This is a genomic window from Desulfomicrobium macestii, assembly GCF_014873765.1.
GTDB lineage: Bacteria > Desulfobacterota > Desulfovibrionia > Desulfovibrionales > Desulfomicrobiaceae > Desulfomicrobium > Desulfomicrobium macestii.
This window is the reverse complement of record NZ_JADBGG010000004.1, coordinates 160,143-180,953: the sequence shown is the minus strand read 5'-3', so window position 1 is coordinate 180,953 and position 20,811 is coordinate 160,143. Positions and strand designations below refer to the sequence as shown.

21 protein-coding genes are annotated in these 20,811 nt (G+C 61.7%); 14 read left to right on the top strand and 7 right to left on the bottom strand.

All coding sequences use genetic code 11. From position 1 onward, the window contains the following. Nucleotides 1-86: 86 nt before the first annotated feature. Both H4684_RS04375 and H4684_RS04370 read right to left on the bottom strand, forming a co-directional pair. Nucleotides 87-770: a Crp/Fnr family transcriptional regulator gene (locus H4684_RS04375; protein WP_192622949.1), complete on the bottom strand. Its 684-nt coding sequence runs from the start codon at nt 768-770 to the stop codon at nt 87-89. Nucleotides 771-781: 11 nt separating this feature from the next. Beyond that, a complete protein-coding gene (locus H4684_RS04370; protein WP_161949002.1) occupies nt 782-1,486 on the bottom strand; it encodes a class I SAM-dependent methyltransferase in 705 nt (234 codons plus the stop codon). Between the two features lie 231 nt (nt 1,487-1,717). Between H4684_RS04370 and H4684_RS04365 the strand changes: the two genes are divergently transcribed. The 3 genes from H4684_RS04365 (at nt 1,718) to H4684_RS04355 (ending at nt 5,230) form a co-directional block, all read left to right on the top strand. Then, nucleotides 1,718-2,935, top strand: coding sequence for an ATP-binding protein (locus H4684_RS04365; RefSeq protein ID WP_192622948.1), 1,218 nt, complete (start codon nt 1,718-1,720; stop codon nt 2,933-2,935). Nucleotides 2,936-2,979: 44 nt separating this feature from the next. Beyond that, complete coding sequence (locus H4684_RS04360; RefSeq protein ID WP_192622947.1) at nt 2,980-4,605, top strand: fatty acid--CoA ligase; 1,626 nt, start codon at nt 2,980-2,982, stop codon at nt 4,603-4,605. Between the two features lie 100 nt (nt 4,606-4,705). Then, nucleotides 4,706-5,230, top strand: a complete 525-nt coding sequence (locus tag H4684_RS04355) for a cysteine hydrolase family protein (RefSeq protein WP_192622946.1) — start codon at nt 4,706-4,708, stop codon at nt 5,228-5,230. A 45-nt stretch (nt 5,231-5,275) separates the two neighbouring features. Here the strand turns inward: H4684_RS04355 and H4684_RS04350 are convergent, their stop codons facing one another. Further along, nucleotides 5,276-6,166, bottom strand: coding sequence for a LysR family transcriptional regulator (locus H4684_RS04350; protein ID WP_192622945.1), 891 nt, complete (start codon nt 6,164-6,166; stop codon nt 5,276-5,278). A 102-nt stretch (nt 6,167-6,268) separates the two neighbouring features. On the opposite strand from H4684_RS04350, the gene H4684_RS04345 reads away from it, so the two are divergent. The 3 genes from H4684_RS04345 to H4684_RS04335 all read left to right on the top strand — a co-directional run bounded on the left by H4684_RS04345 (nt 6,269) and on the right by H4684_RS04335 (nt 8,679). Beyond that, nucleotides 6,269-6,442 (top strand): hypothetical protein, encoded by a 174-nt coding sequence (locus tag H4684_RS04345; RefSeq protein WP_153304601.1) that lies wholly within the window; start codon nt 6,269-6,271, stop codon nt 6,440-6,442. A 160-nt stretch (nt 6,443-6,602) separates the two neighbouring features. After that, nucleotides 6,603-7,589 (top strand): zinc-dependent alcohol dehydrogenase family protein, encoded by a 987-nt coding sequence (locus tag H4684_RS04340; RefSeq protein ID WP_192622944.1) that lies wholly within the window; start codon nt 6,603-6,605, stop codon nt 7,587-7,589. 124 nt (nt 7,590-7,713) lie between these two features. After that, a complete protein-coding gene (locus H4684_RS04335) occupies nt 7,714-8,679 on the top strand; it encodes a zinc metalloprotease HtpX (RefSeq protein ID WP_192622943.1) in 966 nt (321 codons plus the stop codon). A gap of 22 nt (nt 8,680-8,701) precedes the next feature. Here the strand turns inward: H4684_RS04335 and H4684_RS04330 are convergent, their stop codons facing one another. Then, nucleotides 8,702-9,556 carry a TIGR02285 family protein gene (locus H4684_RS04330; RefSeq protein ID WP_264080935.1) on the bottom strand — a complete coding sequence of 285 codons (855 nt, stop codon included), beginning with the start codon at nt 9,554-9,556 and terminating at the stop codon, nt 8,702-8,704. Nucleotides 9,557-9,732: 176 nt separating this feature from the next. Between H4684_RS04330 and H4684_RS04325 the strand changes: the two genes are divergently transcribed. After that, nucleotides 9,733-11,016, top strand: coding sequence for a 4Fe-4S dicluster domain-containing protein (locus H4684_RS04325; protein ID WP_192622941.1), 1,284 nt, complete (start codon nt 9,733-9,735; stop codon nt 11,014-11,016). A 9-nt stretch (nt 11,017-11,025) separates the two neighbouring features. Here H4684_RS04325 and H4684_RS04320 read toward each other — a convergent pair whose 3' ends face one another. Both H4684_RS04320 and H4684_RS04315 read right to left on the bottom strand, forming a co-directional pair. Continuing rightward, a complete protein-coding gene (locus H4684_RS04320; RefSeq protein ID WP_192622940.1) occupies nt 11,026-11,397 on the bottom strand; it encodes a YidH family protein in 372 nt (123 codons plus the stop codon). A gap of 27 nt (nt 11,398-11,424) precedes the next feature. Further along, nucleotides 11,425-12,528 (bottom strand): 6-phosphofructokinase, encoded by a 1,104-nt coding sequence (locus tag H4684_RS04315; RefSeq protein WP_192622939.1) that lies wholly within the window; start codon nt 12,526-12,528, stop codon nt 11,425-11,427. A gap of 388 nt (nt 12,529-12,916) precedes the next feature. Here H4684_RS04315 and rhuM point away from each other — a divergent pair, with 388 nt between their 5' ends. After that, nucleotides 12,917-13,879: a virulence protein RhuM/Fic/DOC family protein gene (gene rhuM, locus H4684_RS04310; protein WP_192622938.1), complete on the top strand. Its 963-nt coding sequence runs from the start codon at nt 12,917-12,919 to the stop codon at nt 13,877-13,879. A gap of 109 nt (nt 13,880-13,988) precedes the next feature. Here the strand turns inward: rhuM and H4684_RS04305 are convergent, their stop codons facing one another. Next, nucleotides 13,989-14,450 carry a hypothetical protein gene (locus H4684_RS04305; protein WP_192622937.1) on the bottom strand — a complete coding sequence of 154 codons (462 nt, stop codon included), beginning with the start codon at nt 14,448-14,450 and terminating at the stop codon, nt 13,989-13,991. A 334-nt stretch (nt 14,451-14,784) separates the two neighbouring features. Here H4684_RS04305 and H4684_RS04300 point away from each other — a divergent pair, with 334 nt between their 5' ends. The 6 genes from H4684_RS04300 to H4684_RS04275 all read left to right on the top strand — a co-directional run bounded on the left by H4684_RS04300 (nt 14,785) and on the right by H4684_RS04275 (nt 20,809). Next, nucleotides 14,785-15,570, top strand: a complete 786-nt coding sequence (locus tag H4684_RS04300; protein ID WP_192622936.1) for a DeoR/GlpR family DNA-binding transcription regulator — start codon at nt 14,785-14,787, stop codon at nt 15,568-15,570. Between the two features lie 13 nt (nt 15,571-15,583). After that, entirely contained in the window at nt 15,584-16,906 is a 1,323-nt protein-coding gene (locus tag H4684_RS04295) for a four-carbon acid sugar kinase family protein (protein WP_192622935.1), read from the top strand. A 10-nt stretch (nt 16,907-16,916) separates the two neighbouring features. Beyond that, the gene (pdxA, locus tag H4684_RS04290) at nt 16,917-17,921 is read left to right on the top strand and encodes a 4-hydroxythreonine-4-phosphate dehydrogenase PdxA (RefSeq protein WP_192622934.1); all 1,005 of its coding nucleotides are present in this window, start codon (nt 16,917-16,919) and stop codon (nt 17,919-17,921) included. An 84-nt stretch (nt 17,922-18,005) separates the two neighbouring features. Then, nucleotides 18,006-18,989 (top strand): TRAP transporter substrate-binding protein, encoded by a 984-nt coding sequence (locus tag H4684_RS04285; RefSeq protein WP_192622933.1) that lies wholly within the window; start codon nt 18,006-18,008, stop codon nt 18,987-18,989. Between the two features lie 56 nt (nt 18,990-19,045). Then, nucleotides 19,046-19,522 (top strand): TRAP transporter small permease, encoded by a 477-nt coding sequence (locus tag H4684_RS04280; protein ID WP_192622932.1) that lies wholly within the window; start codon nt 19,046-19,048, stop codon nt 19,520-19,522. Then, nucleotides 19,523-20,809, top strand: coding sequence for a TRAP transporter large permease (locus H4684_RS04275; protein WP_192622931.1), 1,287 nt, complete (start codon nt 19,523-19,525; stop codon nt 20,807-20,809). Nucleotides 20,810-20,811: the final 2 nt, after the last annotated feature.

Genomic DNA, 20,811 nt, shown 5'->3' with positions numbered 1-20,811 from the left:
CGTACGACCTGTCAATCTCCTCAGATCTGAATTGAATCCGTTCCCTGGCACCGGTTGAAATACATGAACAGGGAACCTGTCCCGCCCTACATTCTCGTCTCCCCCTCCGCCAGGGAACGGAGCCGTTCCATGTCCAGGATGGTGATCTCCTTGCCCTGGACCTCGATGAGGCCTTCCTGGCTCAGCTTGCCGAGCACGCGTGAGAGGGTCTCCTGGGACGTGCCCAGGATATTGGAGAGCACGCCCTTGGTCACGCTGAGCTTGACCCGGGCCGAGACGGGCTTCAGGGACTGCTGGTGCACGAGGTACGTGGCCAGACGCTGGGGGATTTCCTTCAGGGACAAATTCTCGATGAGGACCGTGAATTCCCGCAGGCGGCGCGACAGCACGGCCAGCATGTTCATGGCCAGGGACGGGCTCTCGCGGTAGAGTTCGATGAGTTTTTGGCGGGGAAAGAAATAGAGGGCCGATTTGCTCAGGGCCTGGGCATTGGCCGGATAGTTCATTCCGGCAAAGACAGGCACCTCGCCCAGCGGGTCGCCGGGCCCGAGAATGTGCAGAATCTGTTCCCGGCCATCGAAGGACATCTTGAAAACCTTCACCTGGCCGGACAGCACTACGTAAAATCCAACCCCTTCCTTGCCCTCGCCAAAGAGCAGGTCTCCCTTGTCGTAGTGGCGTGGCTCGCTGATGCGCTCCAGCTGCGCGAGTTCCTCCGGGCCAAGCCCCTTGAAGAGCGTGCTCTGCCCCATGGCGGTCATGAAATCCATGCAACGTGTCCTTATCGTTTGAATACGAAGATGCTGGCTGAAAAAACCTCGGGGTCAAAGCCGCTGCCGGAGTAGTCGGACACATGCTCGACCAGATGAAATCCGCGCGCTTCATGCCCGGCCACCATCTGGGCCGAGGACAGTGGATACAGCCGCACCTGATCGTCGAAGACCCGCTGTCCCTCGATGTCGAGGCCGGTATGAAAAGTCAATCCTTCCGGGGTGATGTCTTCGTAGGCGCGATGAAAGACCGCCCCCTCCATGACCTTGGCCGGAAAGTTGAAAGCAGGCAGGCCCAGGACGTAGTCCCAGTTCATGACCTGCACGATCCACACTCCGTCGGGCAGAAGCCGCTCGCCCACGTTTTCCACGCACGACCAGAAGCGGCCCCCTGGCAGGTGTGCGGCGGTATTGCCGATGGAATAGATCATGTTCCAGGGCCCGCCGAGCGTCGGAAACTCCGTCATGTCCAGGACATGAAATTCGGTCTCCGGTCCACGGGCCCGGGCCTGGGAGATCATCGCGGAATCGAGGTCGACGCCCACGGCCCGCACGCCGTCGCGGGTGAAGGCAGCGCAGTAGTCGCCCGTGCCGCAGCCAAGATCCAGGACCGGCCCACCCCGATCGCCAAGATGGTGGGTCAGGAAGGCGTAAACGCCGGGGCTGAAGGGAAAGATGCGGTCGTACCAGGCGGCAAACTTGGAATACATGGACATGGCGACCTCCTTGTCGTGAACGTGAATCGGAACATACTGATATGTCCGCACTGCCCTAAGGTCCAGTCCGAAACAAAACGGCATACGTCATCGGAGCATCGGATCGCGCATGACATACCGAGGTCATGCGCGAAAATCGTCCACAAAGTGGTTGAAAATCAACCATCGCATGGATGATTTTCAACCATGTAACGGTTGATTTTCAACCATGTAACCGGTATTCAAACCTCCATGTACACACGTCACATCTCAGCCAACATACTGGAAGCATTATCAGACACACCGGTAATCCTCATCCGGGGAGCACGGCAGACCGGCAAGACAACCCTCGTTCGCGACATCATGCCGGATCACATTTCGTCCGAGTATGTCACCTTGGACAATGCCCTTGCCCTCGCGGCGGCCCAGAGCGATCCGTCGGGCTTTATCGCCGGCATCGCAAAGCGGGTTGTCATCGACGAAATCCAGAAAGCTCCTGGCCTCCTGCCCGCAATCAAGGAGTCTGTTGATCGGGATCGCAGTCCCGGCCGCTTCATCCTGACCGGCTCCTCCGACATCATGGCCGGTTTGCGCGTCTCCGACTCCCTGGCCGGACGCATGGAGATATTCGACCTGTGGCCTCTGTCCCGGGCCGAAATCTCGGGTTCGACCATCAATCTCGTGGATGCCCTGTTCACCCCGGAGTTGGCCTGGCCCGCACCGACGGATACCGACGTCATGAGCGCCGTGCTCACGGGCGGATACCCCGAAGCCTTGGCCCGAAGCACCGAGAGACGCAGGCAGGCCTGGTTTTCCGCATACGTAACCACCATTGTCGAACGGGACATACGCGACCTTTCGAGCATCCAGGACCTCGCGGCCATGCCTCGTCTGCTCCAGCTCCTGGCCTCGCGCACCGGCCAGCTTCTGTCCTATGCCGACATCTCCCGCGGCCTGACCATCCCCCAGACCACGCTCAAGCGCTACATGGCCCTGCTGGAAGCCACGTTCCTCATCCGCGAATTGCCTGCATGGGCCGTGAACATCGGCAAGCGGGTCACCAAGGCGTCCAAGCTCATATTCACCGACACGGGCCTGGCCGCCCATCTGGCCGGGCTGAACTCCGACCGTTTCACCCTCGATCGCCAGGCTTTCGGACATCTCCTGGAGAACCATGTCGTTTGCGAGATGGCCAAGCACGCGACATGGTCTGAAACCAGGGCGACATTGAGCCATTTCAGGTCCCACACGGGCCAGGAAGTCGACCTCATCCTGGAAGACCCGTCCGGCCGCATTGTCGGAGTGGAAATCAAGGCTTCCGCCACGCCTGCGTCATCCGACTTCAAAGGGTTGCGCCTTCTGGCCCAGTCCTGCCCCGAAAAATTTCTGCGCGGAATAGTCCTGCACCTCGGCCCCGAAACCGTTCCCTTCGGGGAGAACCTTCACGCACTGCCCATAGCGGGCATGTAGCGAACACATCTCTCTTCATAACAACACAGCTCAGAAGGATATCCATGAACCAGAATCAGCAACTCCTCATCAAGAACATCCTCCAGGCCCCCCTGCAGGACAATCCCGATCAGGAGATCACATATGCCGGAACCCTGCGCTTCACCTATGCGCAGTTCCGGGAGCGCGTGGCGCGCCTGGCCGCCATGCTCACTGCCCAAGGCGTGAAACCCGGCGACACCGTGGCCGTCATGGACTACGACAGCCACCGCTACCTGGAATGCTACTTCGCCATTCCCATGATCGGCGCTGTCCTGCACACCATCAACATCCGTCTCTCGCCCGAACAGATGGTCTACACCATCGGCCACGCCGAGGATGACGTCATTCTCGTCAATTCCGACTTCCTGCCCCTGCTGGAGCAAATCCGGGGCCGCCTGGACACCGTGGAAAAGTTCATCCTGCTCTCGGACACGGAGGAGACTCCGGCCACCTCGCTGCCCCTGGCTGGCGAATACGAGGCGCTGCTGGCCGCGTCCGAGCCCCTGGAAGACTTCCCGGACTTCGACGAGAACACCCGGGCCACGACCTTCTACACCACGGGCACCACGGGCCTGCCCAAGGGCGTGTTCTTCAGTCACCGCCAGCTTGTCCTGCACACCCTGGCCGGAGTCGCGGCGCTGGGATCCAACGCCACCCAGGGCCGCTTTCACCGCGAAGACGTGTACATGCCCATAACGCCCATGTTCCATGTCCATGCCTGGGGCATTCCGTACATGGCCACCATGCTCGGGGTGAAGCAGGTCTATCCGGGCAGATACATCCCCGAAGTCCTGGCGCGGCTCATCGCCACGGAGAAGGTCACCTTCAGCCACTGCGTGCCGACCATCCTGCACATGCTCCTCTCGGACCCCAAATGCGCGAAGTTCGACCTGTCGGGCTGGAAAGTGGTCATTGGCGGCGCGGCCATGCCCAAGGCCATCTGCGCGGCGGCCCTGGACCGTGGTGTCGACGTCTTCACCGGCTACGGCATGTCCGAGACCTGCCCCATCCTGAGCCTGGCCCATCTCTCGGACGCGGAACTGCAACTCGATCGCGAAACCCAGATCGCGCTGCGAACACGGACGGGCAAGGCCCTGCCCATGGTCCGGCTGCGTCTGGTGGACGACAACGGGGCAGAAGTGCCAAGTGACGACAAGACCCCCGGCGCCCTGCAGGTTCGCGCGCCCTGGCTCACGGCGTCCTACCTCAAGGACGAGAGCAATTCGAAAAAGCTGTGGACCGACGGCTGGCTGAACACGGGCGACGTGGCCTGCCGCAGTGCCGAAGGCAGCCTGCGCATCACGGATCGCACCAAGGACGTGATCAAGGTCGGCGGGGAATGGATCAGTTCGCTGGAACTCGAAGACATCATCCTTCAACACCCGGACGTGGCCGAGGCTGCTGTCATCGGCAAGCCGGACCTGCGCTGGGGCGAGACTCCGCTGGCCCTGGTCGTGCCGAAGAAAGGCGCGACCCCGCAAGAAAAGGAGATCGCCCAGCATGTAAAGAGCTTCGTGGACAAAGGCGTGCTGCCCAAGGAAGCCATCCTGCTCAAGGCCCGCCTGGTCGAGGCCATCGCCAAGACCAGCGTCGGCAAGATCAGCAAGGTGACCATGCGCGAAATGTATCTGAAGGACGGCGAGGAATAATCGGCGGCCCCGAAACGCGGATAACAAAAGCTTTCCCGCACAGTTGCGGGAAAGCTTTTGTTTGGTAGAGCGACAATAAATACGCATCAAGGAGTCAAACATGAAAAAAGCAAATCGCGCGCTCGTCGTCATCGACCTGCAAAACGACTACTTTCCCGAAGGAAAATTTCCCCTGTGGAACACCGAAACCACGCTGACCAACGTTCAGAATGCCATCAAAAAGGCAATCTCAAACGACATCCCGGTCATCCTCGTTCAGCACGTCGCAAGCGGCAAAGCAGGAGCCGCGCCCTTCTTCAATGCGGGAACGCATGGCGTCGCCTTGCATCCCAGCATTCTTGAAGTCGCGCAAGACGCAAAAATCGTCATCAAAAAATTCGCGGACAGCTTTCTTGAGACCAATCTTGAAAATATGCTTGATGAGGAAAAGATCGAGGAAATACTCTTGTGCGGGATGATGACCCAGAACTGCGTTACGCACACTGCACTTTCAAAGTCGGCGGAAAAATACAAGATCTCCATCTTGGCGGACTGCTGCACCACGGTCAGCGAAATGATTCACAACATCGCCTTAAACGGCCTGGCCCCGCGAGTGACGCTGACATCGTCCACAGACGCTCTCTAAGCTGCGACGAAGGGGGGGGGGCCGGTATTCCCCCTTGGACAGGCCTTAGGGACAACTGGCGCATTCCCAAACCGACGCCACAACATCCCGCACGGCCCCCAAAACAGGCTCGACCTTCCTGGCTTCCCGGCACACAAAGGACAATGGCAGGCCCAGCCGTTCTCCTGGCCAGACGGCGAACTGCCCGCGCTCCCGGCCGACAAGCGCCTCGTCCTCGCGCATGAGGGTCACGCCTTCTCCGGCAAGGACCAGGGCGCGCAGAATGCTCTCGTGATCGGCCTCGATGCGTTTCTGCGGGTGCTGCCCAAACTCGGAGAATTTTCGGTCCAGGATGTCCAGGAAAGGACAATTATGGGCCATCCAGACCCAGGGCATGGCCGCGATCTCCGGCCATCCGGCGCTCTCCAGCCGCGCGGCCCATGCGGCCGGACCCACGACGCGAAAGGGAACCCGGGCCAAGACCGTCGCCAGCAGGCCCTCTTCCGAAATCTCGCCATACGCGAATCCCGCATCCAGCACACCCCGACGCACATCGCGCACGATCTCCCAGGAATTGGAATTGACCAGGGACATGGTGATGCCCGGATAATCCCTACGCATCAGCGCCGAAATCTCGACCAGCCGAATGAAGACCGAGTCCGTGTTGATACCGAGGGTAATCTGGCCGTTCAAATCGCCGCTCATGTTCCTGGCCGCGCCGAGCAGCGACTCGGCATCATCGAGGATGCGCCGGACGCGGCCCAGAAGTTTCTCGCCTTCCCGGGACAGGATCATGCCTTTGGGCGTGCGATGAAAGAGAACAACGCCAAGCTCCCCCTCCAGCGCCTTGATGTGGCTGCTGACCGCCGGCTGACTGACAAAAAGGCGCTCGGCCGCGCGGGTCAGATTATTCTCTTCAGCCACGGCCACAAAAGTCCGCAGATGGTGCAAATCCATGTTTTCTCCATAACGAAATCAGAACGGCATCATCACATAATCACATTGGATTGAAAACAATGTCCGGTGGTACCTCAGCACGCATCAACCAAGGAGGACCTCATGGACATGACTCGACTGGCAGGCATTCTGCGCTATTTCCTGATCCCCGAAGACAGCATCCTGACCCGACCCGAAGCGCAATGCTTCGCGGGCAGCGCGACTTCGGCATGCAAGACATTGATCTGGATCGCCCTGGCCCTGGGGCTCGGATTTCTGCTGGCCCGGCTGCACTGACCGCGAGCGTCCACCGGAAACAAACAATTCCGGTGTGGTCCGCCTGAAGCACAATTTCATGACGCATCAAAAATGCGGATTCCCGTGAAAACAAAAATTTCAGTTCATCAAACCCGCTCTTGGAGGTAGTGTCTCCTCAACACGTTCCATGGAGGAAAACATGAAAGCGCAACTCTTGCAAACATACGGGGATACGCCCGATTTTCGACTGGCGGATACCGACGTTCCCGCAGTCAAACCCGGTCATGTGCTGGTGCGCGTGGCCGCGACCAGCGTGAATCCCATCGATATCAAGATCCGGAAGATGAAACCGGTCTTCGCCCCGGCGCTGCCCGCCATTCTGGGCATGGACGTGGCCGGGACGGTCGAGGCCGTGGGCGAAGGCGTGAGCGGCTTTAGGCCCGGCGATGAGGTCTTCGGCTGCGCGGGAGGCCTTGCGGACATGCCCGGCGCCCTGGCTGAATACATGCTGGCCGACGCGAGGCTGATGGCCCTCAAACCGGCGAACCTGACCATGACGCAGGCGGCGGCGCTGCCGCTGGTGACCATCACGGCCTGGGACGCGCTCTTCGACCGGGCCCGGATCAAAGCCGGACAGTTCGTACTGATCCATGCAGGCACGGGCGGGGTGGGACATGTGGCCGTGCAGCTGGCCAAATCCTGCGGAGCGCGCGTGGCCGCGACCGTGTCCTCGGCGACTAAGGGCGAGCTGGCCCGGTCCCTGGGCGCGGACGAGATCATCAACTACCGCGAGGAGAAGCCCGAGGAGTATGTCGCAAGACTTACCGGCAGGCGCGGCTTCGACGTCGTCTTCGACACCGTGGGCGGAACCAACCTCGACGCGTCGTTCCTGGCGGCCGGGCCGGGCGGGGTGGTCGTCTCCACCAACACCCGCTCTACCCACGACCTGTCCCCCCTGCACGCCAAGGCCCTGACTCTGTCGGTGGTCTTCATGCTCCTGCCACTCATCACCGGCCAGGGCCGCGAACGCCACGGCGAGATCATGGCTCAGGCCGCCGCCCTTGCACACGGCGGCAAGCTCAGGCCGCATCTGGACAGGACTTTTTCCCTGGAGGACATCGCAAAGGCCCATGATTTCCTGGACAGCGGACGGGCCGTGGGTAAGGTCGTGATCCAGGTCGCATGATCCGGACCAATGCGTACCGACCCCGGCGCGTCCAGGGCCGCCGCGTGTTGCCCGGCGGAGGATCGTGCTTATTTGAGGGCGGTCGGCATTTTTCGCCATGCAACCAAAGTCACCGGAGCCGGACATGCACCAGACAGCCATCGACCCTATACGCTTCTCTTCCCACCGCGGCCTGAACCGCCTGCAGACCCTGCTTCTGCTTGGCCTCATGACGGGCTACGCAGGTTTTGTCGGCTGGATGCTCTGGGGGCCCGACGGGCTGTGGTTCCTTCTTGTCTGGGGCGCCTTCCTGCTGCTCTTCTCGCCGCAGCTCTCGGCCCGCTGGGTGCTCAAGATGTACGGAGCCAGGCCCGTTTCTCCGGCCCAGGCCCCCGAATACCACCAGGCCCTGGCCGCCCTGGCCGCCCGGGCCGGACTGCCGGCCGCGCCAAGCCTGTGGTGGGTGCCGAGCCCCATGGTCAACGCCTTCGCCGTGGGCCGCCGGGACGCCTCGGCCGTCGCCGTGACCGACGGCCTGCTGCGCACCCTCTCGCCGCGCGAACTCGTGGCCGTCCTGGCTCACGAGACCGCGCACATCGCCCATGGCGACCTGTTCGTCATGAGCCTGGCCGACGTCATTTCGCGTCTCACCTCGGCCATGAGCTTCGTGGGCCTCGTCCTCATCGTTCTGTCCCTGCCCCAGGCCCTGGCCGGCGGAGAAGTGCACTGGTGGCCGCTCATTCTGCTGGCGCTGGCCCCGCAAGTGAACCTGCTCGCCCAGCTCGGACTCTCCCGCACCCGCGAATTCGATGCGGATCTGACAGCGGCCCAGCTGACTGACGACCCGCAAGGCATGGCCTCCGCCCTGGTCAAGCTGGAAAAAATCGAAAACGGCTTTCTGCGCCGCATATTCTTTCCCGGACAAGGCCTGCCCGAACCGTCATGGCTGCGCACCCACCCGACCACGCGGGAACGCGTCCAGCGTCTCCTGGACCTGCAACGCGGTCGTCACGCCCCCTGGTCCGACGGCTATGCCTTCGAACCACCCGAATTTCCGCATATCCGAGTTCGCCAACACCCCCGGGGCGGCTGGTGGGGGTACTGGTACTAGAAAACCCGAAAGGCGCTCACGCTCAGCGCGACATCAAGAAATCGTCATACATGATTCTATAATCCTCGATGATCCCGGGCGCCAGCCAGCGCTCAAAGGCCTGTCTGTATCCATTCGAACCCCGATGCCGGAGCAGGATCTCATTGACTCGCCCGATCATGGCCGTGCCCCAAGCTGTGCGGGGAGCAGCTATGCGCCCCTGCACGGGGACCATGCTCTCTCGCAGCGGGGCTATGGAGATCATATCCTCCTTGCCCTTCATCCGTGCGCCGTACACCGCCTCGAAAGGGTAGGCGAGCACCCCGTCCACCCGCCCGAGAAGAAGCATCTCAAGCAAGCTTTCAAAAAGATTCGAGCCCTTGGTGACGACTACGCGAGACAGATCGGGCGACGAAAGCAGGACGGAATCAAGCTCCGGACCGTAAGACCTGGCCGCCGCCACGCCCAGGCGCTTGCGGGCAATGAAATCGCGCAGGCTGACGTGCCCTCCAAGGCCCAGGGCTTCCTGTTCCCCGGCTCTGACCACAAGGCAGACCGGCGGCACCAGCACGCAGGGAACGGAATATTGCATGACCCGATCGCGCTGCGGATTTGGAATGATTCCCACAGCCAGAACGTTTCGCCCACTCTCCATCCAGTTCAGGGTTCGGCTCAGGTTGGCGGTGATTACGGAGTGCCTGAGATCGGGTAGTTCCCGGCCCATCAGTTCGTGGATCATGTCCGAAATCCCCTGCCCCGCGTACGGGCCGTCGATGATGCGCAGGGGCGGAAAATCGGCGTGCATCCAGATCACTTCATCGCGAGTTGTCGCTCCGGCCTCGAAGGGCATGCACATACAGAGAAAAAAGAGTATTATTTTAAATGAATTGGAAAACATAACGCAAATTGTATGACACAAGCGGCAAAGTCACAAGAGACGGGACCTGATGCAAAAATCCGCTGACGCTCGTTTTCCAGGCGGCCTTGGCATTTAAAGGCCACAATCGCCACATTTTTCCTTTATTCACGTCCAGGACAGGCCTATGATCCTCCCAAAAAAGAGAAGGAGGAGAAATGTCTCATCATTCGCACCGCTCAGGCTATTCCGAACTGACCGACCGGCTGAACCGCTGCCCCCAGGGCGCTCCACCCTCCGAGTCCCTGTACAGGATCCTGAAGATACTTTTCTCTGAGCGTGAAGCCGAACTCATCGCCGTGCTGCCCATCAAGCCCTTCATGGCGGAAAAGGCCGCCGAAATCTGGAAAATGGATCTGGCCCGGACCCGGAACATTCTGGATGACCTGGCCGGACGGGCCATGCTCGTGGACATCGAAGGAGAGGACGGGCAGACGACCTATGTCCTGCCGCCGCCCATGGCCGGATTCTTCGAATTTTCCATGATGCGCACGCGCGGCGACATCGACCAGAAGGCCCTGGGCGAACTCTTCTACCAGTACCTGAACGTGGAGGAAGACTTCATCAAGGCCCTGTTCGTGGACGGCGAGACCCAGCTTGGCCGCGTCTTCGTGCAGGAACCCATGCTCTCACGCGAGAACGCCGTGCACGTGCTGGATTACGAGCGGGCCAGCGAGGTCATCCGCACGGCCAGCCACCGGGCCATCAGCACCTGCTACTGCAGGCACAAGATGGAGCATGTAGGCCGCGACTGCGAAGCCCCCAAGGACATCTGCATGACCTTCAACACCTCGGCCGCCGCCCTGGCCCGTCACGGCCACGCCCGGCCCGTGGACACTGCCGAGTGCCTGGACCTCCTGGACCAGGCCCAGGAGCACGGGCTGGTTCAGTTCGGGGAGAACGTGCGCGAGCGGGTCAACTTCATCTGCAACTGCTGCGGGTGCTGCTGCGAGGCCATGATCGCGGCCCGCAAGTTCGGCAACCTCCACCCCGTGCATACCACCAACTTCCTGCCCGTTGTGGACGAGAGCGCCTGCAACGGCTGCGGCAAGTGCGCGGCCGCCTGTCCGGTCGAAGCCATGAGCATCGTCTCGGCCAACGACCCGAAGCAGCCGAAACGCAAAAAAGCCCGCGTGGACGAAAACATCTGTCTGGGCTGCGGCGTCTGCGTACGCGCCTGTCCGGAAAATGCCCTGCTGCTCAAATCCAGGGAGAAGCGGGTCATCACCCCACTCAATTCCGTGCACCGCACCGTGGTCATGGCCCTGGAGCGCGGCAAGCTCCAGCACCTCTTCTTCGACAATCGCGTACTCTGGAACCACCGCGCCCTGGCCGCCGTGCTGGGCGTCATCCTGAAACTGCCGCCCGTGAAGCAGATCATGGCCACGGATCAGGTCAAATCGCGGTTCATGGAATACCTGGTGCGCAAATTCCCGGTTTAGGAGACCACTTCAGAGCACACCGAGCACGAGATACAGACACAGCATGACACCCATGAACCCCACCACGGCGTTGATGGCCATGGCGGCCTTGGTGTTGTAGCCAGCGGGGATGTCCATCTCGTGCAGCGTGTCCAGGAAGTGCCTGTGCTGCAGCACCGAATAGATCTCGATGAAGGCGCCCAGGAGAATGAACCCGATGCCGCCGACGAAGGACAGGTGACGCTGGGCCCCGAGCACGCCCTGCACGCCGAGGAGTTGCATGTAGAGGCCGAAGCGCTCGACCACGAAGCCGAAGGCCATGAGGGAGATGCCTGTCCGGTTCCAGGCGAAGAGGGTACGTTCCGCAGCGAAAAGGACACGGGGGTCTGTCTTGCCGGTCATGATGTCCTCCTTGTCGGCGATGGCCCGCTACATGGCCCCGCGCCCCAGGTTTACGCCCGTGGCCTCGGCCGCGCGGAGGAGCTGATGGTCCACGGGCACGGTGCGGCACAATCCGGCCAGTTCCGAGAGGGGCACCAGCACGATGTCCGGGGTTTTGAGGGCCACCATGGTGCCGAAATCCCCGCGCGCGGCCGCGTCCACCGCCGCCGCGCCCAGCCGAGTGCCCAGCACCCGGTCGAAGGCCGTGGGAGAGCCGCCGCGCTGGATATGGCCCAGCACCGTGGTGCGTACTTCCAGCGGAATGCGTTCGCGAATCTGGTTGGCCAGATGGAATCCGATGCCGCCCAGCTGCTCCACGCCCTGCAGTCTGGTCCCGGCCGTGCCCTGGGTGATGCGTTCGCCGCCCTCCTCCCTGGCGCCCTCGGCCACCATGATGATGCTGAACGGGCTCTTGCCGCGAATGCGATGCCGGATCTTGGTCACGACATTGTCCAGGTTGTAGGGAATCTCCGGAATGAGGATGATGTGCGCTCCCCCGGCAAGGCCCGCCTCCAGGGCAATCCATCCTGCATTGCGGCCCATGACTTCAAGGATCATGACCCGGTCGTGGCTGCGGCCCGTGGTGTGCAGCCGGTCCATGGCGTCGCAGGCCACCTGCACGGCGGTCTGGAAGCCGAAGGTGTAGTCCGTGCCGAAAAGGTCGTTGTCTATGGTCTTCGGTATGCCGACCACGGGCATGCCCATCTGCTGGAACTTGTATCCCAGCTCCAGGGTACCCTCGCCGCCGACCACGAAGAGACAGTCCAACTCCAGGGAGCGGAAGGTCGCCATGGCCTGGGCCGAGAGGTCACGGACCACGATCTCACCCCTGTCGTCGAACTCGCGGTAGGCGAAGGGGTTGCCCTTGTTGGTGGTCCCGAGGATCGTTCCGCCCAGGGTCAGGATGTCCTTGGTGCTTCTGGTGGTCAGTGGCATGGTCCGATTGAAGACAAGACCGTCGAAGCCGTCCTCCAGGCCCACCACCTCGGCCCCGTACTGGATGATGGCTGTCCGGGTCACGGCCCGGATCACGGCGTTGAGCCCGGAGCAGTCTCCCCCGCCGGTCAGAATTCCCACACGTTTCAAAGCCATGTTTCCCCCTGAAATGATCTGTGATTTCATTAAATAGTCCTACATGTGGCCGCGCCGCGCGTCCATCCCCGCCAGGGGGAAATGGAGATGGCGGGATGGAGGTGGGAGAAAGCGTAGCGCTGTTTGTACTCTGGTAGTGATCTGCACGTATCCACCTTGCTTACCAGGCTGTATTGAGGATCACGTTACGCCATGATACCAAGCCATTATGACACTTCAGAGGGCCTGGCACTTCAGCACGAGGAATTGGATTCCAAATTCCAGCCGGTCCACGCCATGACTCCGAAAACTTGCAGCACGCCACGGCAGCACGCGGAACTTCTCAAAACAATTCAGCGATCTAAAATTCGAACGTCACCCCATGACTACCTTACACGGAGATTGGCCCATGACAGAAATCATCATTTACGAAGACCCTGAAGCGACCACGGCGGTGCAGGTCACGCTGGACGGAGAGACCGTGTGGCTGACCCAGGCCCAGATGGCGGAACTTTTTGGCCGGGAACGGTCCGTCATCACCCGACATGTCCGCAACGTTTTCCAGGACGGAGAGCTGGACAGACAAGCAGTATGTGCACTTTTTGCACAAACTGCGGCAGATGGAAAAAAATACCAAACCGAGCATTACAATCTTGATGTCATCATTTCCGTCGGATACCGGGTCAAATCCCCTCAAGGCGTGCGCTTCCGGCAATGGGCCTCGTCCGTGCTCAAGGACCATCTGCTCAAAGGGTATTCCCTGAACCGCCAGCGGCTTGGCGAACGCGGGCTGGAAGAGGCGCAGGCCGCCCTCGACCTCATGTCGCGGACCCTTGCGGCCAACGCGCTGGTGGACGACACCGGCCAGGCCGTGGTCGCCCTGATCGCGCGATATGCCAAGACCTGGCGGCTGCTCCTGCAATACGATGAAGACCGGGTGCCCATGCCCGAGGGATGCAGCCCTGCCCGGGGCGTTCTGGAGTGCGACAGGGCCAGGGCCGCCATCGCGGGGCTGAAGGCCGATCTGTTCGCGAGGGGTGAGGCCACCCAGCTTTTCGGGCAGGAGCGTGACGGTGCCCTGCCCGGCATCCTCGGCAACATCGAGCAGACCATGTTCGGAGAGGCCTTGTACGCCAGCCGGGAGGAAAAGGCCGCCCACCTCCTGTATTTCGTCATCAAAGACCACCCCTTCGCAGACGGCAACAAGCGCATCGGCTCCTTCCTGTTCCTGCTCTACCTGCAGCAGGAGGAAATGGCCCTGCGCATGGGCGACACGGCCCTGACCGCCCTGGCCCTGCTCGTGGCCGAAAGCCTCCCGAGGAACAAGGACCTGCTCATTCGGCTCATCGTCAATCTGCTGGCGGAATCGTGAATCGCGCCCGGGAAAGGCTGTACGCTGATGGCCTTGCGGCTGTCATGGGCGGGGCGACTGATTTTCGCGCAGAATAATCTTCATGGCCGGAAATCCGTAGACGCCAGGGTCAGGTCAGACTGCCGGCAAAGCCTTCCGCCTTGGAGCCGAGAGCGGACAGCAGCGTTCCGCCGGCCGTCCCGTTTTCCTCCTGCAAGGCCTGGGCGTATTCGAGTTGGGTCTGGACCAAGGCAGTGCGCAGTGAGCTCAATTTACTATCCTTCTCCTCTTCAGACAGTTCCGACGCCTCGATCTCCTCGATCTCCTTTTCCAGTTGCTCGATGAGCTTTTTCAGCGTCTCCAGCGTGGACGAACTGGAGGAACCGTCTTCCGATTCCCCGGAATCCGCAGTTTCCGACGTATAGGCTTGACCTGAGGCGGTCATGGCCGCCGCCAGGGCCTGGCCCTCCTCCGAAATCGTGACCGCATCGCCTCCGGAAGAGACGGCTACGGCCGATGCCTTCGATGACGATTCAACGCCCGTCCCGGCCGTGGCCTGCGTGGCCTGGGAAAGAATGAATGTGATGTCCATGTTACCTCCTGCTTGAGATGGAATCGGCGGATGGGACGCAAACTTGAGGCGGCTGAGTGAAATTTTACCGTAATTTACATTCGAACCCGGGCGTTGCCGGGCCGCCTTTCCCGGTTTTGAGCCAGGAAAGCGCCCATCCCCGGTGTCATGACGCTTCGCGGTGACTGTCATGTCGCGAAAATCCCGATGAAAACGGCGGGCAGTCCTTTGATTCCAGACAGATGTTATTTTTTGTTAGAATTATGTTATTTTTTGTTATATTCGTATTGACAGAAACATTTTCGTATGAAAATTGAACAAAAAATAACAAGGCACACTCACGGAGAATACCGCCATGTTGCCAGCCGACCGCCGCAAACACATCCTGGAACACATCCTGACCCAGGGCAGCGCCAACACCGAAGCCCTGGCCCGCCAGTACGGCGTCTCGGCCATGACCATCCGCCGGGACCTGCGCCTCCTGGAGGAGCAACGCCGAATCCAGGTAACCCACGGCGGGGCGGTGCCCCCGAGCTTCCTGCACGAGGACCTGCCCTACGAGAGCAAGAAGGTGTCCTGCCTGGGGGCCAAGCGCGCCATCGCCCGGATTGCCGAGAAAATGGTCGAGGACAACAGCTGCATCATCCTCGACGCCGGGACCACGACCCTCGAACTCGCCCTCCTCCTGCGCAACCGCCATCTCACCGTCGTCACCACCGACCTGCAGATCGCCCTCATCCTGTCCCAGTCCCCCACCGTCACCGTGCACACCACAGGCGGCTTCGTCGAACGCATCACCGGTGCCCACGTCGGCGAGGCGGCCATGTCCTTTCTGGCCTCGGTCAACGCGGCCCAGGCCTTCATCGGAACCAACGTCTGGGACGCCGCTCACGGCGTGGCCACGACCACGGCCGTCAAGCAGCACCTCAAGCGGCGCATGATGCAAAGCGCCGAACAGAGGATCCTGCTAGCCGACTCAAGCAAATACGGCGTGTACAGCACCTGGCGCGTGGCCGGGCTGGCAGATTTTTCCTGTATTGTCACGGACGCGGAGCTGGCTGGAGAACACCGTGAAGCCGTCAGTGCCGCCGGAGCAAAACTGCGACTGGCCGACGGAGTGAATTTCGGGTCCGGAAACTGAAGGCGGAGGAAATATGTGCGAAGTGGCCATCATCGCCGACGATCTGACCGGCGCCAATGCGGCGGGCGCCCTACTCGCCGGCAAGGGACTGAAAGTCCTGACCAGCCTGGGGCTGGAAGGTTTCATGTCCATTCGTTCCACAGAATTCGACGCGATCTGCGTCAGCACGGACAGCCGCCTGATTCCGGCCTCCGCAGCCCGCGAGGCCGTACACGCCGCCGTTTCCGCGTTCATGCCCCTACGGCCCAAGGTAGTCACAAAGCGCATCGACAGCACCCTGCGCGGCAACGTCGGCGCCGAGATCGAGGCGGCCCTCGAAGCCATGGGCGACGAAGCCCTGGCCGTGGTGGTCCCGGTCTTTCCAGCCTCTGGGCGCATTGCCGTGGGCGGCTATCTCATCGTCAACGGCGTGCCGCTGGAAAAGACGGCCATCGCCAACGATCCTGCCACGCCCGTGCACTCCTCCAGGCCGGCAAGCATCATCGCGGAGCAGACCGCCCTGCCCATCAACCGCCTGGATCTGTCCACGGTCATGGCCGGACCAGACGCCATCGCTCACGCCGTCATTACCAGGCGCAGCGAAGGCGCACGCATCCTCGTGGCCGATGCCGTGACCGACGCTGACATCGCGACCATCGCCGCAGGCTTGGCACAACTCGACTTTCCCATCCTCTCCGCAGACCCCGGACCCTTCACCTCGGCCCTGGCCGAAGCGCGCGGGGTCGGCACCCGGCGCACCCTGGAGGACGCCGTGCTGCTGACCATCGGCAGCGCCTCGGACCTGACCTGCCGCCAGATCGAGGCCCTGCGCCTGGCCGAGCCCTGCGCTCTGACGCGAATCGACTGCCGCAGGCTCATCCTCGAAGAGACCCGTGCCGAAGAAATTTCACGCGCCGTACGCTTCCTTCTCGACCACGCCGACACGGCGCAGGTCCTGGGCGTGTACACGGTGGAGCGCCGCGAAGACGTTTATGTGCTGAATGAACTCGCCAAACAAAGCCGTCTGACCCTGCACGAAGTGTCCAGCCGCATTAACTCCGGCCTGGCCGAAATCAGCGCCACTCTGCTGGGCGACTCGAACTCGCGTATCGGTGGTCTGTACACCTCCGGCGGCGAGGTGACATTGTCCGTCGCCCGCCATCTGGGCGCAGTAGGCTTCAGCGTACGCGACGAGGTATTGCCGCTGGCCGTATACGGCCGCTTGGTTCAAGGCTCCTGCCACGATCTGCCCATCGTCACCAAAGGCGGATTTGTTGGGGATACCCAGAGCCTTGTGCAATGCGTGCGATACCTCAAAACCAAAATTTCCACCCGAACCAAACTCACAACCACATAGAGGTCATATAATGTCGAAACCAGTCATTTGCGTTCCAATGGGCGATCCGGCCGGCATCGGCCCTGAAATCATCGCCACGGCAGCCGTTTCTCCGGGCATCCTCGAAAACGCCCGGCTTGTCGTCATAGGCCACGAACCAACACTGCGCCAAGCCGCCAGGCTCATGGGCGTCGAACCGCCCCTGCACCGCATCGACGAGTCCTGCTCCGATGTCCGTGAGGGCGTCGTCAACCTGATCCATCTGGACAACGTGGACCTCGGCGCCCTGCGCTACGGCCAGGTCCAGGCCATGTGCGGGCAGGCCGCCTTCGACTGCATCGCCCTGTCCGTGAAGCTGGCCATGGACGGCCGCGTGGACGCCCTGGCCACCACGCCCATCAACAAGGAAGCCCTCAAGGCCGCACATATCGACTACATCGGCCACACCGAGATCCTGGCCGACCTGAGCGGCAGCACCGACCCCCTGACCATGTTCCAGGTGCACGACCTGCGCGTCTTCTTTCTGACCCGCCACCTATCCCTGGCCGACGCCTGCAAGGCCGTAACCCGGGAGCGCCTTTACAACTACATCAAACGCTGCACTGACGCCCTGAAGCTCCTGGGCGTGGACGACCCGTCCCTGGCCGTGGCCGGCCTGAACCCGCACTGCGGCGAACACGGCCTCTTCGGCGACGAAGAGGTGCGCGAGATGGAGCCGGCCATCGCCCAGGCCCAGGCCGAGGGCTACCGCGTGGACGGCCCCCGGCCCGCCGACTCGGTCTTCCATTTCGCCCTCAAGGGTGCGTGGGACGCGGTCCTGTCGCTCTACCACGACCAGGGGCACATTGCGACCAAGATGGTCGATTTTGAGCGGACCATTTCCCTGACCCTGGGCATGCCCTTCCTGCGCACGTCCGTGGACCACGGCACGGCCTTCGACATCGCGGGCAAGGGACAGGCCAGCAGCGTGAGCATGGTGGAGGCCATCCGGCTGGCCACCCTCTACGCGCCGCGTTTCCGGAAGAACCTGGGCTAATCGCCCCGCAAGCGAGCCTTGTCCGCCCCATGTCGGGGCGTGGCGTATATAACCCCGCGTCAAGCGATACTTCACGGAGGAGTCATGATGAAAAAGGCAATGTGTTGGGCCCTGGCGGCCATCGTCTGCGTTCTGTTCGCAGCGCCCGTCCAGGCCGAGAAAATGGTGCTGCGGGTGTCCATCACCCTTGATCCGTCTTCGCACTACTACAAGGGCTTGGAGATGCTGGACAAGCTGCTCAAGGAGCGCACCAACGGCGATTTGAGCCTGGAAATCTATCACTCCGCGCAGCTCGGCTCCGAGCGCGACGCCGTGGAAGGAGTGTCCCTGGGAACCCTGGAAATGACGCTCAGTTCCACCGGCCCCCTGGGCAACTTCACCAAGGATTTCATGATCTTCGACTTGCCCTTCATCATCCAGGACCGTGAAAAGGCCTATGCCTGGATGGACGGCCCCGAAGGCAAGCGTATCCTCGACTCCCTGTTGGGCCAGAACATCGTCGGCCTGTCCATCTGGGAAAACGGATTCCGCCACCTGACCAACTCCCAGCGCCCCGTGGTCAACCCAGAGGACGCCAAGGGCCTCAAGATCCGCCTGATGGAAAACCCGGTGCACCTGGCCACGTTCCGTGCGCTTGGCGCCTACCCCACGCCCATGCCCTTCGGCGAACTGTTCACCGCAATGCAGCAGAAAACCGTGGACGGTCAGGAGAACCCCCTGGTCATCATCGAGACCTCCAAGTTCTATGAAGTCCAGAACCAGCTGGCCCTTTCCGGCCACTTCTATTCCCCAGCCATTCTGCTGATCAACAAGACCGTGTGGGAAGAAAAGCTGACCGAAGCGCAGCGCGCAATCTTCATGGAAGCCGCCGCCGAAGCCCGCGACTGGGAGCGCAACTACAGCCGCGAGATGGACACGAAGCTGGCCGAGACCCTCAAGTCCCGCGGCATGAACGTGACCGAGCCCGACAAGAAGGTCTGGAAGGAAGCCGTCGCCTCCGTCTACAAGGAGTTCGAGGGAACCATCGGCAAGGACGCCATCCAGAGCCTCATCGACGCTCAGAAGTAACATGCGGGGGAGCGGTCTTCGGCCGCTCCCCATTTTTCCACAACAAGGAGGTCCGCGTGCGCAACATCCTGGACAACATCGAGGAATACGCCATGCTGGTGCTGCTGCCGGCCATGGTCGTGGTGGTCCTGCTGGCCACCCTGGCCCGCTACACCGGGCTTTTCCCCATGTTCTGGGGCGAGGAACTGGCCCGGTACATCATGGTTTACCTAGCCTACATCGGCATGTCCCTGGCCATGAAACGCGGCGCGCACATCGGCGTGACCTTCATCACCGATCAGTTCACCCACCCGGCTGTCGTAGCCTTTTTCAAGATCCTGCGCCTGCTTATCGTTTTGACCTTCTGCGGCGTCATTACCTGGTTTCTGTCCCGGATCATCGCCAATCAGATGTCCTCGGGACAGACTTCGCCTTCATTGTGGATTCCCATCTGGATCCCTTATGCGGCCGTGCCCCTGGGCATGGTGCTCATGGCGTGGCGGGCCATCGAAGCCTTCGTCATCGACTGGAAACAGTCCGGGAAGGAGGCGTAAATGGGCGTCGCAATGTTTTTGACCCTCTTCGTGCTGCTCTGCCTGGGCGTGCCCATCGCCGTGTGCATCGGCTTCGCCTCCATCGCAGGCATGCTGGTCACCAGCCTGCCGACCAATCCCATAGTCATCGGGCAGCGCATGTTCACGGCAGTGGATTCCTTCCCCTTCATGGCCATCCCCTTTTTCATGCTGGCCGGCGGCGTCATGGAGCACGGCGGCATCTCGCGGCGCCTGGTGCGCCTGGCCTCGACCCTGGTCGGCTCCCTGCGCGGCGGATTGGGGCTCATCACCGTCGTCGCCTCGGCCTTCTTCGGGGCCATCAGCGGCTCCAACCCGGCCACCGTGGCGGCCATCGGCGGCATCATGGCACCGTCCATGATCAAGAAGAAGTACCCCCCGGATTTCGCCGCCGCCGTCTGTGCGGCCAGCGGCACGCTGGGAGTCATCATTCCGCCGTCCATACCCATGATCACCTACGGCGTCGTAGCCGGAGTTTCCATCGGAGATCTCTTCCTGGCCGGCATCATACCCGGCCTGTTCCTGGCCTTGGTTCTATGTGCCTGCGTGTGGGGCGTAGCGGCAAAGCTGAACATCCCTTTGGAAAACCCCGTGTCCGGCCGCGAAATCGTGACCGCCTTTGCCGACGCAAGCCTGGCCCTGATCATGCCCGCCATCATCCTCGGCGGCATTTACGGCGGAGTATTCACACCCACGGAAGCCGGCGCCGTGGCCACGGCCTACAGCCTGCTGGTCAGCGTCCTGGTATACCGGGAAATGGACTTGGGCACCCTGCGCACGGTCATCGTCAAGGCCGGCATCAGCTCGGCCATGGTCTTCTTCGTCATCGCCACCTCGCAGTCCTTTTCCTGGCTCATCAACGTGGGACGCATCTCGCAACTCATCGCCACGACGATGCTAGGACTGACCAGCGAACCGTTCCTGATCCTGACCCTGATCAATATCCTGCTCCTCTTCCTGGGCATATTTCTGGAAACCCAGGCAATCATCCTTCTCATGGCCCCAATCCTGCTGCCCATCGCCAAGACCATCGGCCTGGACCCGCTGCATCTGGGCATCATCATCGTGGTCAACACCTCCATCGGCATGATCACTCCACCCATGGCGGTGAACCTGTTCGTGGCCCAGGGCATAGTGCGAGAGTACGGCACCTCCCTGGAACGCATCAGCCGCAGGATCATCCCCTTCTTCCTGGCCGAACTGGCGGCGCTGCTCCTTGTCAGCAACTTCCCGTCCATATCCCTGGGGCTGCTCCAGCTCATCCGCTGAGG

What these genes read in the sequence shown, in the direction of transcription:
- H4684_RS04375 (WP_192622949.1), bottom strand. Translation starts at nt 770, where the DNA reads ATGGATTTCATGACCGCCATGGGGCAGAGCACGCTCTTCAAGGGGCTT.
- H4684_RS04370 (WP_161949002.1), bottom strand. Translation starts at nt 1,486, where the DNA reads ATGTCCATGTATTCCAAGTTTGCCGCCTGGTACGACCGCATCTTTCCC.
- H4684_RS04365 (WP_192622948.1), top strand. Translation starts at nt 1,718, where the DNA reads ATGTACACACGTCACATCTCAGCCAACATACTGGAAGCATTATCAGAC.
- H4684_RS04360 (WP_192622947.1), top strand. Translation starts at nt 2,980, where the DNA reads ATGAACCAGAATCAGCAACTCCTCATCAAGAACATCCTCCAGGCCCCC.
- H4684_RS04355 (WP_192622946.1), top strand. Translation starts at nt 4,706, where the DNA reads ATGAAAAAAGCAAATCGCGCGCTCGTCGTCATCGACCTGCAAAACGAC.
- H4684_RS04350 (WP_192622945.1), bottom strand. Translation starts at nt 6,166, where the DNA reads ATGGATTTGCACCATCTGCGGACTTTTGTGGCCGTGGCTGAAGAGAAT.
- H4684_RS04345 (WP_153304601.1), top strand. Translation starts at nt 6,269, where the DNA reads ATGGACATGACTCGACTGGCAGGCATTCTGCGCTATTTCCTGATCCCC.
- H4684_RS04340 (WP_192622944.1), top strand. Translation starts at nt 6,603, where the DNA reads ATGAAAGCGCAACTCTTGCAAACATACGGGGATACGCCCGATTTTCGA.
- H4684_RS04335 (WP_192622943.1), top strand. Translation starts at nt 7,714, where the DNA reads ATGCACCAGACAGCCATCGACCCTATACGCTTCTCTTCCCACCGCGGC.
- H4684_RS04330 (WP_264080935.1), bottom strand. Translation starts at nt 9,556, where the DNA reads ATGTTTTCCAATTCATTTAAAATAATACTCTTTTTTCTCTGTATGTGC.
- H4684_RS04325 (WP_192622941.1), top strand. Translation starts at nt 9,733, where the DNA reads ATGTCTCATCATTCGCACCGCTCAGGCTATTCCGAACTGACCGACCGG.
- H4684_RS04320 (WP_192622940.1), bottom strand. Translation starts at nt 11,397, where the DNA reads ATGACCGGCAAGACAGACCCCCGTGTCCTTTTCGCTGCGGAACGTACC.
- H4684_RS04315 (WP_192622939.1), bottom strand. Translation starts at nt 12,528, where the DNA reads ATGGCTTTGAAACGTGTGGGAATTCTGACCGGCGGGGGAGACTGCTCC.
- rhuM (WP_192622938.1), top strand. Translation starts at nt 12,917, where the DNA reads ATGACAGAAATCATCATTTACGAAGACCCTGAAGCGACCACGGCGGTG.
- H4684_RS04305 (WP_192622937.1), bottom strand. Translation starts at nt 14,450, where the DNA reads ATGGACATCACATTCATTCTTTCCCAGGCCACGCAGGCCACGGCCGGG.
- H4684_RS04300 (WP_192622936.1), top strand. Translation starts at nt 14,785, where the DNA reads ATGTTGCCAGCCGACCGCCGCAAACACATCCTGGAACACATCCTGACC.
- H4684_RS04295 (WP_192622935.1), top strand. Translation starts at nt 15,584, where the DNA reads ATGTGCGAAGTGGCCATCATCGCCGACGATCTGACCGGCGCCAATGCG.
- pdxA (WP_192622934.1), top strand. Translation starts at nt 16,917, where the DNA reads ATGTCGAAACCAGTCATTTGCGTTCCAATGGGCGATCCGGCCGGCATC.
- H4684_RS04285 (WP_192622933.1), top strand. Translation starts at nt 18,006, where the DNA reads ATGATGAAAAAGGCAATGTGTTGGGCCCTGGCGGCCATCGTCTGCGTT.
- H4684_RS04275 (WP_192622931.1), top strand. Translation starts at nt 19,523, where the DNA reads ATGGGCGTCGCAATGTTTTTGACCCTCTTCGTGCTGCTCTGCCTGGGC.